Source organism: Mucilaginibacter lappiensis, assembly GCF_900155965.1.
In the GTDB taxonomy this organism is placed as follows: Bacteria; Bacteroidota; Bacteroidia; order Sphingobacteriales; family Sphingobacteriaceae; genus Mucilaginibacter; species Mucilaginibacter lappiensis.
Genome location: NZ_FTMG01000004.1, coordinates 263,432 through 280,956, shown reverse-complemented (window position 1 = coordinate 280,956; position 17,525 = coordinate 263,432). Strand labels below are relative to the sequence as shown.

12 protein-coding genes are annotated in these 17,525 nt (G+C 40.4%); 4 read left to right on the top strand and 8 right to left on the bottom strand.

Annotated elements, in window-relative coordinates; all coding sequences use genetic code 11:
* Positions 1-25 precede the first annotated feature (25 nt).
* The 8 genes from htpG to BW976_RS10680 all read right to left on the bottom strand — a co-directional run bounded on the left by htpG (position 26) and on the right by BW976_RS10680 (position 10,020).
* On the bottom strand, positions 26-1,909 hold the full coding sequence (htpG, locus tag BW976_RS10715) for a molecular chaperone HtpG (RefSeq protein ID WP_076373260.1): 1,884 nt from the start codon (positions 1,907-1,909) through the stop codon (positions 26-28).
* A 455-nt stretch (positions 1,910-2,364) separates the two neighbouring features.
* Positions 2,365-2,943 (bottom strand): thioredoxin family protein, encoded by a 579-nt coding sequence (locus BW976_RS10710; protein WP_076373258.1) that lies wholly within the window; start codon positions 2,941-2,943, stop codon positions 2,365-2,367.
* 9 nt (positions 2,944-2,952) lie between these two features.
* Complete coding sequence (locus BW976_RS10705) at positions 2,953-3,531, bottom strand: NADPH-dependent FMN reductase (RefSeq protein WP_076373256.1); 579 nt, start codon at positions 3,529-3,531, stop codon at positions 2,953-2,955.
* 132 nt (positions 3,532-3,663) lie between these two features.
* Positions 3,664-4,875, bottom strand: a complete 1,212-nt coding sequence (locus BW976_RS10700) for an MFS transporter (protein WP_245834678.1) — start codon at positions 4,873-4,875, stop codon at positions 3,664-3,666.
* Positions 4,876-5,001: 126 nt separating this feature from the next.
* Complete coding sequence (locus BW976_RS10695) at positions 5,002-5,523, bottom strand: N-acetyltransferase (RefSeq protein ID WP_076373254.1); 522 nt, start codon at positions 5,521-5,523, stop codon at positions 5,002-5,004.
* A gap of 83 nt (positions 5,524-5,606) precedes the next feature.
* Entirely contained in the window at positions 5,607-7,010 is a 1,404-nt protein-coding gene (locus BW976_RS10690; protein ID WP_076373252.1) for an aminotransferase-like domain-containing protein, read from the bottom strand.
* Between the two features lie 315 nt (positions 7,011-7,325).
* Positions 7,326-8,675 carry a sensor histidine kinase gene (locus tag BW976_RS10685; RefSeq protein ID WP_076373250.1) on the bottom strand — a complete coding sequence of 450 codons (1,350 nt, stop codon included), beginning with the start codon at positions 8,673-8,675 and terminating at the stop codon, positions 7,326-7,328.
* Positions 8,665-10,020, bottom strand: coding sequence for a sigma-54-dependent transcriptional regulator (locus tag BW976_RS10680; protein WP_076373248.1), 1,356 nt, complete (start codon positions 10,018-10,020; stop codon positions 8,665-8,667). The genes BW976_RS10685 and BW976_RS10680 overlap by 11 nt, the downstream gene beginning before the upstream one ends.
* 352 nt (positions 10,021-10,372) lie before the next feature.
* Here BW976_RS10680 and BW976_RS10675 point away from each other — a divergent pair, with 352 nt between their 5' ends.
* The 4 genes from BW976_RS10675 to BW976_RS10660 all read left to right on the top strand — a co-directional run bounded on the left by BW976_RS10675 (position 10,373) and on the right by BW976_RS10660 (position 17,466).
* Positions 10,373-11,626, top strand: a complete 1,254-nt coding sequence (locus BW976_RS10675; protein WP_076373246.1) for an efflux RND transporter periplasmic adaptor subunit — start codon at positions 10,373-10,375, stop codon at positions 11,624-11,626.
* A 119-nt stretch (positions 11,627-11,745) separates the two neighbouring features.
* Positions 11,746-12,423, top strand: coding sequence for an ABC transporter ATP-binding protein (locus BW976_RS10670; protein ID WP_076373372.1), 678 nt, complete (start codon positions 11,746-11,748; stop codon positions 12,421-12,423).
* Between the two features lie 222 nt (positions 12,424-12,645).
* Complete coding sequence (locus BW976_RS10665; protein WP_076373244.1) at positions 12,646-15,072, top strand: ABC transporter permease; 2,427 nt, start codon at positions 12,646-12,648, stop codon at positions 15,070-15,072.
* Between the two features lie 24 nt (positions 15,073-15,096).
* Positions 15,097-17,466, top strand: coding sequence for an ABC transporter permease (locus tag BW976_RS10660; RefSeq protein ID WP_076373242.1), 2,370 nt, complete (start codon positions 15,097-15,099; stop codon positions 17,464-17,466).
* Positions 17,467-17,525: the final 59 nt, after the last annotated feature.

Here is a 17,525-nt window from a genome sequence, read left to right as displayed (position 1 = left end):
TCTAAATCAATCAACTACTTATAAATTATATCAAATTTACACTGCGATTTACGAACTCGGTAAGCTCAGCACCGGTCAATAAACCTTGAGAAAGCAGGGCTAAATCAAAAGCTTGTTTTGATAACTGTGCCTGGGTATCCTCACTTTCTTCCTGTAATATACGGTTGATCAATTTATGGTTACCATTCACAATCACTTTATAATTGTCGGGCATATTGCCGTAAAAACTCATACCGCCACCCATAGCTGCCATATCTTTCATACGGCGCATAAACTCGTCCATAGTAACGGTTACAGGCAACTCATCCGGGTTAAGGCTTTCTATTTGAACATTATACGCAGGTTTATTAATAGCTTTATTAAAGATATCTTTTACCTTGGTAGATTGTTCTTCGGTTAAAACAATTTCAGGTGCATCATCTTTTTTGATCAGCTTATCGGCAACATCAGCATCAACGCGTTTCAGTGATGTTTTATCCAGTTTCTGCTCCAGCTGACTGATGAAATGATTGTCGATAGGAGAGTTCATGACCAGTACATCATAACCTTTTTTACCGGCCGATTGGATAAAGGCATCCTGTTTAGCCGGGTCATTGGTGTAAATGTAAACCAGCTGACCGTCCTTGTCGGTTTGTACCGCTTCTACCTTATCTTTATATTCGGGCAGGGTGAAGTTCTCGCTCTTGGTATTGGTCACCAAAACAAAGTCTTTGGCTTTGTCATAAAACTTGTCTTCGCTCACCATACCATATTTTACGAACAAACCAATGTCTGTCCATTTTTCTTCGTAAGCTTTACGGTCGGTTTTAAACAGTTCTGACAACTTATCAGCTACTTTTTTAGTGATATAGCTGTTGATCTTTTTAACGTTGCTGTCGGCCTGTAAAAAGCTGCGTGATACGTTAAGTGGGATATCTGGTGAATCAATAACACCATGAAGCAGCATCAGGAACTCAGGTACAATATCTTTTACCTCATCGGTAATAAATACCTGGCGACTAAATAGTTTGATCTTGTTTTTCTGAACCTCAAAGTCATTTTTCAGTTTAGGGAAGTACAATACGCCGGTCAGGTTGAATGGATAATCTACATTGAGGTGTATCCAGAACAACGGGTCCTCACTGAAGGGGTAAAGCGTTTTGTAGAAGTTAAGATAATCCTCATCTTTTAATTCTGAAGGTGCTTTTGTCCAGATAGGATTAGTTTCATTGATGATGTTATCATGCTGAACCTCAATGTATTTTGGTTTGCCTTCTTCATCCACGCCATCTTCTTCACGGTCGGTTTTGGTACCGAATTTAATAGGTACAGGTAAAAACTTACAGTATTTGTCCAGTATCTCCTGAAGCTTGTGTTCATTCAAAAACTCTTCCGATTCGCTGTTGATATACAGGGTGATCTCGGTACCGCGTTCTTCCAGTAAGCCTTCACCAATTTCAAACTCGGTACTGCCATCGCAAACCCAGTAAGCAGGTTCGGCGCCGTCCTGGTAGGAAAGTGTCTGAATTTCAACCTTGTCAGCTACCATGAAGGCCGAGTAGAAGCCTAAACCAAAACGACCGATGATTTCATTGGCGTCTTTAGCTTCTTTGAATTTCTCCATGAACTCAGTAGCGCCCGAAAACGCGATCTGGTTAATGTATTTCTTGATCTCTTCGGCGGTCATACCCAGGCCGTTATCTGATATGGTGATGGTTTTTTTGTCTGCATCAAAAGCTACTTCAACGCGCAGATCGCCCAGTTCGCCGGTGTATTGGCCCAGGGAGGCCAGGCGTTTGATCTTTTGGGTAGCATCTACCGCATTTGATACCAGCTCGCGTAAAAATATCTCATTATCAGAGTAAAGGAATTTTTTAATGATCGGAAAAATGTTCTCGGTGTGAATCGAAATACTGCCTTTTTCTTGCATAATATTTTATATGATTGATTTAATATGATTTTCGATCTGTAACCATCAATGCCTGTTCCAAAGATGGTGATGTTGTCAAATTGTCAGTAAAGAATTTTGAAGATATGTCGCCCTACAAAATGTTAAAATTTTGAATCAGGAACTTTTTAAACCTTAAATTTTAACACTTTTTTGGTCAAAAAATGATCAAAATCACTTAAAAACACCCCGGAATTTGACCCCAAACCATCGATTTTAACACTTTTTAACAAATTTTTGAAGCGTTTTGAAAGGTTTAAAAAGTATTAAAATATTGACTATTAAATAACTACATACCAAATGATCGGTTTTTAAGCCCTTTTGCCCTTTAACTAAACAGCCCGGCTCTCTGAATAAAAGAGAGTCGGGCTGCTAATGATATAAAGATACGAAAATTCCGGGGCATCATCAAATGCCCATTTGTATCGGTTAAAAGTTTAATTTGTACCTGCTGGCTTTGATGCCGGGGCAGGTTGGTTTAGGGCAAAACGTTTGCCGATAACAGCCAAATCAGCATCACTTAGTTTAGAGGTTGATTTTAACAGCTGAACAAAATAAGTTACCTCACTTTCACTGGCCGGGCAGCCCACATTATCGCCATAGGTATCCAGCGAAGCACCTTTTGGTCTTACCTGGCTATCGCCCAAGACCTTTCCTTTGTCATCCAGTATCAACCAAAATGGTAATCCCGCTTTTTCACCATGAAACTTTGCTAAAGCTTCTGTCGATCCCGGGTTTTCCAGGTTCTTCTTGGCCGGTTGTTCCAGTACGTCCAACGTAGTAATCACATAGTTGTTATCGATCATTTGTTTGCACGATGGATCATTCAGTGAAGCCTCCATTTTCTTACACCAACTGCACCAGGAAGCATGAAATATCAACATTACCTTTTTATGCTCTTTGGCAGCCTGTGTGTAAGCCTGTTTTAATACTTCATCGGCAGATGGATTAGTTGTTTGTGCGCGACTGTTAAGTCCAATCGCCAGTGCAAAGAATAACAAAATGATCTTTTTCATGGGCCTAAATTATTGAGGTGAATCTGTCACTAAAGTTAAAAAATTATGTAGTACTATTTTTAAGCTCTCCTCGGTTCCTTGATGGATAATATGCCCCTCCGCGTTTATTTTAGAACGTATAAAAGAAATAACCAGCGTAGCGCCGTCAATAACACTACTGTTTAGTGCACCCAGTGTAAGCAGGAGCGAAGCATGAGCATGTTCGCCGCCTAAGGAGGCGGTGATGAGTGCTACGGGTTTTTTGACCAACGAACTGCTGGATACCAGCCAATCCAACATATTTTTGAGCTGACCGGGTACACCAAAGGCATATTCTGGCGTGCAAATAATCACGCCATCAACAGCTGCTAAAAGCTCACGCAGGTTTGCCACGGGTTCTGGCGGACTATCATTATCCAAACCCGGATCAAAAGGTGGTATGAGAGCCAGTTCATCGTATATAGTAAAGTTAACATCGGCAGGAACCTGGGTGGCCAGGTATTTTAAAATGTGATGGTTTGATGAACCAAAGCGCAGACTACCAGAAATGGCAAGTATCCGTGTTCCTTTTAAAATGGGCGTATCATCTGTTTTAAATGGTTTGTTCATTATAATATTCTATATGTGCTCGACTCAAAGATAGTCGTTCTTTTTATAGCGGTCACTTGACCGGAACCCATATGTGTTTAGAAGAAATAAAAGATGGTCATTTACCTTCCGCTTCCTTAAAATCTTACTCTCTTATTTTTCCTCTTTAAAATTGCTTATAGCAATACCGGCAACAACAACGGCAACTATTCCAAATAACCTAAAGGTTTGATTCAGCCCGATATTTACAATCAGGCTAAAAACCAGGCTTCCCAAGCCATATCCCATGAAAAGGAAAAAGGCGAATAAACCAGTGGCTGCTCCCTTTTTGGGTGAAAGTGTGGTAATAATGGCAGCATATAAAGGTTGGGTTAAATCAAAGCCTAAGGATAAAGTCGCGATAGAAATACAGGATATAACCAGTGAATAGTTAATACTCAATGATAGTGCAGACAGAGCCCCCACTAAAATTCCGATGGGGATAATTTTATTGCGTCCAAATTTGTCGGCAAGCTTGCCCAGCACAGGCCCGAATAACAATCCGGGTATCCCATATCCCATTAACGCGAGGCCAATTTCCCGCTCATTAAGATGATAATTTTTGTAAAAGAAATAGCCAGTCCAGGCGAAAACCCCACTATGAAACATGCCGTTGAACAGTACAAAAAGATAAGTTCTCCAGCCTCGGGGCAGAAAAAAGATCTCTTTAAGCGATTGGTACATAACACGGAAGCCGCCGGCGTGTTTAGCATCTCTATATAAGAAATATTTTCCGTTAATAATCAACACTAATAAAACGCAAGCGCCTACAGCTGCTGCAACCCAAAACATCATTTGCCAGCCTAACTGAGCGGTAAGCAACGCGCCTGCGCTGGAGCCAAATGCCATTCCCCCAGCCATAAACCCGAAAAAAACACCTAAAGCGTGGCCACGCTTTTCATACGGGAAATTATCGCCAATCCATCCAATGGTAATTGGAGCCACACCTCCCGCACCAAAACCGGTCAATAATCGAAGTATAATCATCTGTGTGATGGAGTGGCAAAAGCCCGTGCAGGCAGTCAACACGATAAAACAACTCAATGAAAATAGTATAATTGGAAACCTGCCGTATTTATCAGATAATGGCGCGTAAACTAAGGTTACTAAACCATACCCCAATAAGTAAGCAGGTTCAATAAAACTTACGTGACGCACAGACACGTGAAACAACATGGCCAGACCAGGCAAAATGGGTGCGACCATAAATCCCTGAAAGAAAATAATGAAAGTTCCCAATGATAAAATAACTACCAGGAACATTGGTGGTGCAATAATATTTGTAATTGATGGGGGATTAGCGGTTAGCTGTTGATCTGATTTCATTTTTGATATATTTTGAGAAGGAGGTAGGCAAAAGCTTTCCATAAATATGGTTTTTCATTCCATAGGGATAAAAATCGCTTTGCTTTTACCGGTATAAAAGGCATGACGAAAGCTGCTGATCGTTTTTTAGGAGAGGAATTTTATCAGACAAACGGACTGTAGCGGGAGTTTGTCCAGTTTGGATTTTCCATCCTGTTTGGTAAAACCTTCCGATTCAAAAAGACTAATGAAGGGATTTTCTACATATTCATTGATCCAAATGGCTTCGTATGGTTTACAAACGGATAAACATTTATCAAATAATGATTGCCTGATAGCAGGATCGGTATATTCTTTAATGATACCAAAATCAGCAATCCGGATAACGCGCTTTTGCGCTATAACTTTTGGTCTTTCTCCTTTAGAAGTAATCCGGGCAAAACCTGCTGGTTTATCGTTTGCATAAACAACCAGCCACTGATTGGACATACTGTTAACTTCTACCATCAGCGCCTTTTCATTAAAGTTTCCAGAAAGATAATTTTCAACCTGTTCTTGTGGGAGCAGGGGCAAAAAAATTTCCCTGGCAATAGTTTGGGTGAGGTACAATAATGCATCCATGCCCTGCTGTGTAGCAATGGTAAATTTGGTTATGATTTTTGAATTCATTTTGACATTTTATGGTGCCAAAAGTAAACCCTATTACATAGTCGGTACAGATACAGATTATGTAAAAATAATCGGTACAGTTACTATGATACAGCTTCGCCCATGAGCTCGAGTGCTTTGATTTTTAACGAAGAATATTTATCTGCGAATACAATTCTGAAATTACTGGCAAACATGGCCGAAAAAGAAAAAATATAGCCAGGCGTAAATTTAACACCAATTCTTTCGCACTGATTGTAAAAATTATTCATATCTACATGACCGGGCATTTTTACCCATATGTTATAACCACCTGCAGGCGGTACAATGAAAGTACCTTGAGGAAAATGCGTTGATAAAAGATTGATGGTAAAATGCGCGTTTTTTGCCAGCTGCATCCTGAAAGCCCGGATATGCCGGTCATAACTATTGGTATCTAATAAACGATTAACCGTTTCCTGGTAAATGGGTGAAACTGTACTACCCATGGAAAATTTAATTTGTTCTGCCTGCTTCAGGAATTTGCCCGCAGCTAGCCAGCCCAAACGGATGCCTGGGGCAAGAGTTTTGGCGTATGATGAGTAGGTCATCACTAAACCACTATCGTCATAGCTTCGCAGCGTAGACGGGCGATTTCCGCTAAAGTTTAAATCGCCATAGATGTCATTTTCAATAACAGCGACATTGTGTTGCTGTATTACTTTAACCAACTCCCTTTTAACTTCATCAGAAAGTAATATGCCCGTAGGGTTATGAAAGTTTGGCGTAATGATAACCGCTTTTATTTTGTTTTTCTGACAGGCTTTTTTAAAAAAGTCAGCATCAAAGCCGTTCATCAAATCTACCGGGACTTCTATCACTTTGAGATGAAGTACCCTGATAACCTCCAATATAGAAAAAACACAAGGACTTTCTACAGCAACTACATCGCCTGCATCACATACCGCAGAGAGCGCGATATAAAGCGCCTGTAATGCGCCGTCGGTAATCAGTAATTCCTGTGGGTTGATCCGGGTCTGATACCCGGCAGCATGTTTTATAATATTGGTTTTTAAATCTTCGGATCCATTGGTAGGGTAGTATCTTAACAAACCTGCTCCTTTTTCTCTTATAATTTGCTGCATGGTTCTCAATAATAGCTTCTGAGAAATAATAAGATCGCCTGGCGTGGCCACATTAAACTCTATCAACTTTTTTCTGCCCCGGGACGAGGTTATTAGTTCAACATTCTTTTCAAAAATGGCATCCCTGACTACAGGCGTGTTTTGTAAAATGTTTTCTTTCTTTGGGTTTGATAGCGTTGCTACATAATAGCCTGATTTAGGAATACTAATGACTAGGCCCAATATAATTAAATGCTCATAGCCACTTTGAATAGTACTAATGCTGGTATGATATTGCTTTTTCAGATCCCGAACAGAGGGCAATTTATGACCAGGCTTATAAACTCCGTCGCGAATATTTTTCACAATGTCGGAAGTGAACGCCTCAAATTTATATACTCTCATATACTTACTGTACTACCTTTATTTACAAATAGCAACACTGTACCAAAGGTAATAATTGCTCTTTAAACAAGGTAGATTAAGACAGAATGGCTAATTTAACGTGAGTTTGATATAATAAAGCTCCATGTTATTTCGACAAACAACGATGGGCAAAATGGCGAGGTGAGGAGAAATCTTCTGCGAGATACAAGGCTCTGATTGCAAATCGTAGAAGATTTCTCCTCGTACCTTGTTCGAAATTACATTGCTTTTCCAAAGCTTTTATAACCTTGTAAATTACTGTCATGCTAATCAAAAATTCTCCCTTTGGGGGCACTACGGTATAAACTGCAAAATAAATGATGACCCCTTGCCTTCGGTTGATTGTACCTGTATGTTGCCCTTATGCAGCAACATGATTTGTTTACACAAGCTAAGACCTATACCGCTGCCTGTTTTACGGGTGCTGAAGAAAGGGATAAAAATTTTATCGAGCAATTCGGGTGGCATGCCTAATCCGTTATCAGTCACCTTTACCAGTGTTTTACTGTTGTTCTGCAATTCCCCAGATAATATTAGGCGGGGCTCTTCGCGGTCTTTTACAGCTTCTATGGCATTCACCAGCAGGTTGATCATCACCTGTTCAATGAGGTTAATATCGGCCTGTATAGCCAACGTAGGATCGCGCAGAATGATCTCCAGCTCGATGTGTTTTTTCTCCAGTGTTGGCCTCATCAGGCTGGCCAGGTTCTCGAACAGGTCGCGCACCAATATCTTATTCAGATCGAGCTTGGTAATCTTGTTAAGACTGCGGTAGCTTTCGGTAAACTTGAGTAAACCTTCACTTCGTCTTTTAATGGTATCGATGCCTAGTTCCAGGTCTTCCAGTTCGCTGCTTTGAATGGCTCCGGTTATTTCGGGGCTTTGCAGCCTGTTCTTCAAAGTGTCTGCCAATGACGATATAGGGGCAACCGAGTTCATGATCTCATGCGTCATTACATTGAGTAGTTTCGACCATGCTTTTGATTCTGTTTCATCCAGGGCTTCGCTTACGTTCTGGAAAGCTACCAATTTGTATAATACATTGTCGCTGCGCATCACACTTGCGGTGATCAGCATTTTAACCAGCTGCTGGTTGCGTGTAATGGTGATAATCTTGCTGTCGCCAGGTTTTACAATGGTTAACTCATGATACAGAGCCGGATCGCGTTTCTCGAGGGAATGTAAAGATTTAAGATAAGGTATGCCGATGAGATTTTTAAAGGCCTCATTGATCCAACTGATGTTACCGGTTTCTTCCTCGAACGACAGGATGCCGGTATCAACCAGTTCCAATATTTTCTGCAGGTAATGGTACTGCGTTTCGCGCTCGCGACTAATGAGTTTAAAGGTGGTATTGATATCGTTAAACCCTTTGCGTAACGGTTTTAGCTCATTGGGTGCACGGCGAACATCAAAATGCCGTGAAAAATCACGGTAATGTATCGACTCCACAAACTGGTTTACCTCGTCCTGCGCTTTTTTCTGAAAACGAATCATTTCAATAACCGCGTATACGATGAGCGGGATAAAAATAACCAGGTACAGCGGTTTACCGCTAACAATAACAAAAGCGGCGGCAACCAGGGCCAGGAACATCAGAAATACGCGCAGCAACAGCCGCCATTCATATCGGTTAAATATCATATTTGCTTAATCTGCGGTATAGGGCGGTGCGGGTTAATCCCAGTTCTTTGGCGGCCCGTGTTATGTTGCCATTGTGCTTTTCAATAACCCTAAGTATGGCATTCTTTTCCAGCGTACTCAGCTGAATGTTATCATCATCTGCAATGGTTTCGGGCGCTGTTTCCAGGATCGAGAAGATAAGGTCGTCTGGTCGCAGTATATTTTCGTCGGCCATAATCACGGCCCGTTCAATGGTATATTGCAGTTCGCGTACGTTACCGGGATAATTGTATGATTTTAATTTCTGTAAAGCCGCGGCATCAAAATCCATCGAAGGTTTAAGGTATTTGCTGGCATACAGCTTGGCAAAGTGCCGGGCCAGTATGGCAATATCTTCATTACGCCTGCGCAATGGGGGCATATTGATCTCGACCGTATTAATCCGGTATATTAAATCCTTACGGAACCGGTTTTCATTGGCCAGTTCATGCATGGGCACGTTGGTGGCGCAAATCAGCCTGATGTCGATATCAACGGCTTTGTTGGTGCCCAAACGGGTTACCTGCCGGTTTTGGAGTATGGTAAGAAGCTTAGCTTGCTGCTGCAGACTAATGTTGCCAATTTCATCGAGGAACAAAGTACCGCCCTGTGCATCTTCAAACCGGCCCGTACGATCTTCCCGGGCATCAGTAAATGCGCCTTTTTTGTGACCAAAAAGCTCACTTTCAAACAAAGTATCGGTAAGGGCACCCACATCCACTTTTATAAAAGGTTTATCGGCACGCAGGGAACGTTCATGTATAGCCTTGGCCATCAAGTCCTTGCCTGTGCCATTTTCGCCCAGAAGCAGGATATTAGCATCAGTAGGGGCAATTTTGTTCACCTTGTAAAAAATATCCTGCATCACTTCTGATTCACCCAGGATAGAAGTATCACCAGCCGTACTTTTAACAGCTGTTTTGGTAGTTTTTACACCCTCTTTTTTATCAAGGAGCTCTTTTATAGTGGCTATCAGCTTTTCATTATGCCATGGCTTTACTATAAAGTCATTAGCGCCTTCTTTTAAGGAACGTACGGCTAAATCAATATCGCCATAAGCGGTTATCATGATCACGCAAACGTTTGGTTTCCAGTCTTTTACCTTTCGTAACCAGTATAAACCCTCGTTACCGGTATTAATAGCGCTATTAAAATTCATATCCAGCAAAACCAGATCGACTTCATTGCGCTGCAATAACCAATTTAAATTCTCCGGGTTTTTCTCGGTGATCACTTCCTGAGCTTCTGTTTTCAGTAAAAGCTTAACGGCGGTTAGCACATCCGGGTCATCATCAACAATTAAAATAGTAGCTTTTTTTAATATCATGTTTTTATATGTAGTTCATTAGTTCAATTGTTCATCAGACCAATTGTTCATTGAGCCTCGTTTACTTGTATCGACAAATATAACAGACTATTGCTACCAATGAACTAATGAACTAATGAACAATTGAACTAAATTGCTTAAATTTCATACCAGTTATAATAATACAAGTATTAAACTGTAAATCAATAATGAACGGATATAACAAAATTACATCACTGTATCATAACCGAACACTTGCTGTAACAGAAGCGTACGCTTTAATTGCTTATTTGCTATTTAATGCATTGAAATACAGTAATTTAATTTGTGGCATGTCTTTTTGTTATGACTATTCAAAATATAATAAACTACAGTGGACAGAAAAATTGAAAAGAAGACCTGGAATAATAAACGGATACTAACAATTGCGGGCATAACAGGCATTATTTTATTAGTTGGCGGCAGTATTTATTTTACATCTGGTAAAAGCAAATTGGATGTTGACACCGAACGTATAACCATCAGCACTATCACTAAAGGCCCTTTCCAGGAGTTTATCCCGGTTAATGGTGTGGTAATGCCGCTGACCACTATTTATCTTGACGCATCAGAAGGTGGTGTGGTTGAAGATAAGTATGTAGAAGATGGGGCCAACCTGAAAAAAGGCGATCCGATTTTAAAACTGTCCAATACCGATCTGGAACTGAGCCTGGCCAATCAGGAAACTGCCGTATATGCCGAGCAAACCCAGATGCAGATATCGCATAACAACGCGCAGCAAAATACTATTACTAAGTTAAACACCATGGCCGATGTTGAGAACGCTTATAAGGAAGCCGAAAGGGTTTATAAACTGGATAAACATCTTTACGACCAAAAAGCTATTGGTTTACAACAATATCAATCTGATAAAAATATGTATGACTATCAGGTTAACCGTTATAAATTAGCCAAACAAATATTAGTGCAGGACACCTCACTGGTTAAACAACAGGCTTCGCAATCACAGGAACAATATGCACACATGAAAACTACACTGGAACTGATGCGTAAAAAGGTGGCCAGTTTGATCTTAAGAGCCCCTATTGATGGCCAGTTAACATCAATGGATGCAGAAGTTGGTCAAAACAAAAAACAAGGTGAGCATTTGGGCCAGATTGATGTTCAATCGGGTTATAAAGTACGGGTTGATATTGACGAGCATTATCTTTCACGTATATACACAGGCTTAAAAGGCGATTTTCAGTTTGCCGATAAAACTTATAATCTGGTGATCAAAAAGGTTTTCACCCAGGTAACTGCTGGTAGGTTCCAGGTTGATATGCAATTTGTAGGTGAAGTGCCTAAAGGTATCAGGAAAGGACAAACACTACAGGTGAGATTGGCTTTGAGCGACGAGACCACGGCTATATTGGTTCCTAAAGGTGGCTTTTACCAGCAAACCGGCGGCAACTGGATATTTAAAGTAAGCGAAGATGGTACCAAGGCTTATAAAGTAGATATACAATTGGGCAGACAAAGTCCGGATTACTTTGTGATAACCGATGGTTTGAAGCCGGGCGACAAGGTAATTACCTCAAGTTATGAAACTTATGGCGATATACAGGAACTGGTATTGAAAAAATAAATGAACAAAACTGCAACGAAAAGCAGCTGTAAAACATCATATATAAAACTAATTAACTTAACGAAACTTAAAAAAACAAATCTATCCGCCACATGGCGGGGATGATGCAGGAGGCACCAATGATAAAAATTACTAATCTCGAAAAATTCTACCGTACCGAAGAGGTAGAGACCATAGCTTTAAATAAGCTATCGATTGAAATTGCTACCGGCGAATTTGTGGCTATCATGGGTCCGTCAGGTTGCGGTAAATCAACATTGCTTAATATATTGGGGATGTTGGATGATCCGGATGCGGGCAGCTATGTTTTTAATGATATTGAGGTAGCCCATTTTACCGAGCGTAAACGTGCCGATCTGCGCAAGCATAATATTGGTTTTGTATTCCAGAGCTTTAACCTGATTGATGAGCTTACCGTGTTTGAAAATGTGGAGCTTCCATTGATATACACCGGTGTAGCATCAGCCGAAAGAGTAAAAAGGGTAGAAGAGGTTTTAGATAAAATGCAGATCATGCACCGTCGTAACCACTATCCGCAACAGTTATCAGGTGGTCAGCAGCAGCGTGTGGCTATTGCCCGTGCCGTAGTTAACAAACCCAAACTGATACTGGCGGATGAGCCCACTGGTAACCTGGACAGCAGTAACGGTAATGACGTAATGGAACTGCTGACCGATTTGAATGAGCAGGGAACTACCATTATTATGGTTACACACTCTGAGCATGATGCCCGTTATAGCCACCGTATTATCCGCTTGTTGGATGGTCAGAGCGTAATGGAAAATATTATGGTTTAAACCAAAACCTCTTCCCAAAAAGAAAATAGTTTATATAAGTTAGTAAGTGCCTCGCTATCCTCTCCGTATCTGGAGGGGTTAGCTTGAGTTTTATGCTTTAATTTCTATCAGGATAGTTCAAAACATCCTTTAACTTTTAAAATAGCATGTGATAGACCTTCGGTTTTAAAGAAGAGGAAGAATTGATGTTTTATAATAGTTAAATATTTAACGCTTACGTAAATGATTAAGAATTATATAAAAACAGCTTTCCGCGGTCTTCAAAAAAACAAAGGGTTTACCGCCATCAATATCCTGGGTCTGGCCTTAGGTCTGGCCACCTGCCTGCTCATCATTTTATATGTAGTTGATGAGTTAAGCTATGACCACTATAATACCAAGGCCAGCAGAATTTATAGGGTAAATGAAGATCTTAAACTTGGTGACAATAGCGTAAAATATGCAGTATGCATGCCCCCTCTCGCTAAAACCCTAAAAACAGAGTATCCTTACGTTGAAAATGCTGTCCGCTTAAAAAATGCCGGCAGCTGGCATGTTAAAAAAGGAAATTCCAACATACTGGAGAACAAATTGGTTTATGCCGATCCTTCGCTGTTTGATGTTTTCACCTTGCCGATGATAGAAGGAAGCCCGTCATCGGCCCTTGTAGAACCTAACAGTATTGTAATCACCGAAACTACAGCAAAAAAATATTTCAACAGCCTTAATGTTGTGGGTAAAACATTGGTGTTAAATGATAATACCCCAGTTAAAGTTACCGGCGTAATTCGTGATATACCCAGGCAGTCACATTTCAATTTTGATTTCTTCTTGTCAATGTCTACCTGGGCAGATAGCCGCTCCAATGAGTGGTTACGCAGTGATTATAATACCTATGTTTTATTAAAGGATCCGTCGGATGCTAAGAAACTCGCGGCCAGCTTTCCTGAATTATTAAGAAAATTCAGCGGGGCACAAATGCAGGCGGATATGAACATGAGCATTGAGGCCTTTGAAAAAAGCGGCAGCTTTTTCAGGATGAACCTGATCCCACTAACTGACATTCACCTAAAATCGAGCCTGAGTGGTGAGCTGGGCCCAAATGGTACCACGCAGTACATCTATATATTTTCGGCAATAGCTATTTTTATACTTTTAATAGCTTGCGTAAACTTCATGAACCTTTCTACAGCGCGTTCTTCAAACCGGGCACGTGAGGTTGGGGTACGCAAGGTTTTGGGTTCTGACCGTAAACATCTTATTGCCCAATTTTTAACCGAATCAATTCTGGTCACTTTTGTAGCTACCATATTAGCGTTTATAGCAGCCTTATTTTTATTACCGCTGTTTAATCAATTATCTGGTAAGGAATTAGCGATTAACAGCCAGTCGTTAGTATGGATAATTCCATCATTATTATTCATATCCCTATTTGTTGGTGCCATCGCGGGGGCATATCCGGCCTTTTACCTATCGGCATTTCAACCGGTTGATGTTTTGAAAGGTAAATTAGCTGCTGGGTTTAAAGGCGGCAGGCTTAGGAGTTTTCTGGTGATATTTCAATTCTCCATATCTATTTTCCTGATCATCGGTACTTTGGTGATATATAACCAGTTAAATTACATCCAGACAAAAAATTTAGGTTACAACCGCAACCAGGTACTTATCGTCCAAAACGTTTTTGAGCTTAACAAGCAAGCCAAGGTATTTAAACAAGAAGTAAAAGAAATTCCCGGAGTTATGAATGCTACCATGACGGGTTTCCTGCCTACTTCCAACTGGAAAAGTACCGCTATCTATTATAAAGATGCTACGCTTGACCAAAAAAAATCCCTATTTCCACAAAGCTGGGAAGTTGATGAAGATTATGTAAAAACGCTTGATATGAGGATGGTAGCAGGGCGTAGTTTCTCCAAGGATATGCCTACCGATTCTGCAGGTATTATACTAAATGAATCGGCAGCAAAATTCCTGGGCTTTAATGATGTTAATAAAATCTTGTACAGAGGCCTGGGAGGTAAAAATACGCTGGATAACGTAAAGCAATATCATGTAGTGGGCATAGTAAAAGACTTTAATTTTAATTCCCTGCGTGAAAGCATAGGTCCGGTGGTGATGACACTGGCAGAAAATACAGGTGCCCTAAGTATTAAGGTAGATACCAAAAACCTGCCGGCGTTACTATCTCAAATAAAAGATAGATGGAAAGAATTATCGCCAAATGTACAGATCAACTACTCGTTTATGGATCAGGAGTTTGATGCTTCCTACCGTACAGAACAACGTACCGGTCAAATATTTATAGTATTTACTTCACTGGCCATTGTAATTGCCTGTTTGGGTTTATTTGGTTTAGCTGCCTATGCTGCAGAACAACGCACTAAAGAAATAGGCATACGGAAGGTATTGGGGGCAAGTGTATCGGCCATTGCGGGTATGCTTTCTAAAGATTTTATTAAGCTGGTATTCATTTCTATTTTGATAGCCACGCCAGCGGCCTGGTACCTGATGAATAAATGGTTACAGGATTTTGCCTACCGGATCAATATCCAATGGTGGGTTTTGGTACTGGCTGGCGTGGCCGCGTTATTTATCGCGGTTATTACAGTAAGTTTTCAGGCTATTAAAGCTGCAATTGCTAATCCGGTTGATAGCCTCAAAAACGAATAGAATAGTAGACTTCAATTAAAGCTCATGTTCAGAAATCATTTAAAAACCGCCTGGCGAAACCTTATTAACAAGAAGTTTTATAGCGCCATTAACATTATTGGGCTTACCATTGGTTTGGCCGTTGGGATACTTATTTTATTATGGGTGCAAGACGAGCTGAGCTTTGATCGATTTAACTCTAAGGTTAGTCAGATATACAAAGTTAATGCCTCTATTGGCAGCGGGGTAAGTAAGCAGGTATGGGGTGGGGTACCGGCTCCTGTGGCCGTTTATGCCTTGAAAGAAGTTCCCGGTATTGTTAACGCTGTAAGGGTGATAACTTCTTATGATTACTCTGTTTTTAAATATAATGATAAAATACTAAAGGAAGATTATGGAAAACTATCCTATGTAGATGACTCTTTTTTTAAAGTATTTGATTATAAACTATTAAAGGGGAATATAAATATCCCTTTCCCGAATGATCAGTCGGTCATAATTACAGAAAGTACCGCAAAGAGATATTTTGGCGATGCCAACCCTATTGGCAAAACTATTACAGGCGATAGTAAAGATCCCTTCGTAGTTTCAGGTGTACTGGCCGATTTTCCGGCAAATTCAAGCATCAGCGGGAATATGCTATTTTCCATCAACCAAAAGAAAAAACAATATAACGGTAAAGGATACTGGAAAGCAATGGATGAAGATTGGGGGAATTATTATACCTCTACTTTTTTACAAGTACGTAACGATGCATCAACGCGGGCTATTGGTGATAAACTCACCAAAATTCATTTTGAACACCAAAAAGGTATAAAACCAACAGACGGAATATTCCAGTTACAACCATTAAAGGATATTCACCTCTATAATCCGGATGGATCATCAGCCGGTGTGCAGATAGTGAAGGTATTTTCAATTGTAGCCATATTGATCTTGTTGATTGCCTGTATCAATTATATCAACCTATCAACCGCACGTGCTATGTTACGCTCAAAAGAAGTAAGCGTACGTAAAATAATAGGCGCCGAACGAAAGCACTTGTTTATGCAGTTCATCATTGAAACGCTGCTTTGTTTTGCAGTAGCTCTGTTATTAGCCTTTGGACTTATATATGCCGTAATGCCATTTTATAATGGTATTGCCGGCAAGCAGATGCAATTTAATTTATTTGATGTAAAAGTTTGGCAGGTTATTGCTCTTACAGTAATAACTACACTCATAGCATCAAGTATATACCCTGCATTATTACTATCATCTTTTAAACCCATCAATGCACTAAAAGGAAAAATATCCGGTACGGGTAATGCCACTTTCAGAAAAGTATTGGTTGTTTGCCAGTTTGCATTTTCTATCGGTCTTATTGTAGGTACCATCATCATTAACCGGCAATTGAATTATATACAGCAAAAGCAGTTAGGATACGATCGGTCGTATGTTTTCAGTTTGCAGTTGCATGGGATGCAGGATCATTATGAGGCGATAAAAGCCGATCTGCTTAATCATCCGGAAATAACCGGAGTTACCACCGGCGATGGTAATATAGTAAGCAGCGGTAGCACCACCAGTGATACGGATTGGGATGGCAAGGACCCGAACATGAGTTTCCTTATTCACCCATATGGTGTTGATAAAGATTTTATTAATATGTTCAAAATAAAATTCACTAGTGGTAATAACTTTACCGGTTCAAAATCAGATACAGCTCACTGGATATTGAATGAAACCGCTGTAAGACTTGCAGGAATTAAAAATCCTGTCGGCAAGCGATTTAAGTTTCATGATACCAATGGCATCATCATTGGCGTAGTGAAAGACTTTCATTTTGCATCGCTAAAACAAGCTATTGAACCGGCTATTTTTAATTTCAGACCAACCACCTGGCAAATGTTTATTAAAACTACGGGTAAAGATTCTCCAATGGCCATTAAAACCGTTGAGAAATTATGGAAACAATACAACGCTACCTATCCCTTCGAATACAAATTTCTGGATGATGATTATAATGAGCTCTATCATTCTGAGCAAAATACAGCATCTCTTTTTGATGTTTTTGCGGGGATAGCCATTTTTATCTCCTGCCTGGGATTATTTGGGCTGGCCACTTATACTGCACAGGTTAAAATTAAAGAAATAGGTATCCGCAAAGTATTGGGCGCAAGCGTAGCTAATATCACGGCTATGCTTTCAAAAGATTTCCTGGTGCTGGTATTCATAGCCATATTGATCGCATCCCCAATAGCCTGGTACGCAATGAATAAATGGTTGCAAAATTACGTTTACCGCACAGAGCTAAGTTGGTGGACACTGGCTATTGCCGGGTTGGCGGCTGTACTTATCGCTTTTATAACTATCAGTTTTCAGGCTATTAAAGCTGCGATAGCAAACCCTGTGAAAAGTTTAAAGAATGAATAATCTCACCCCAGACCTCTCCAAGGGAGAGGGAGATATATTGGGAGGTAAATAAATTAACA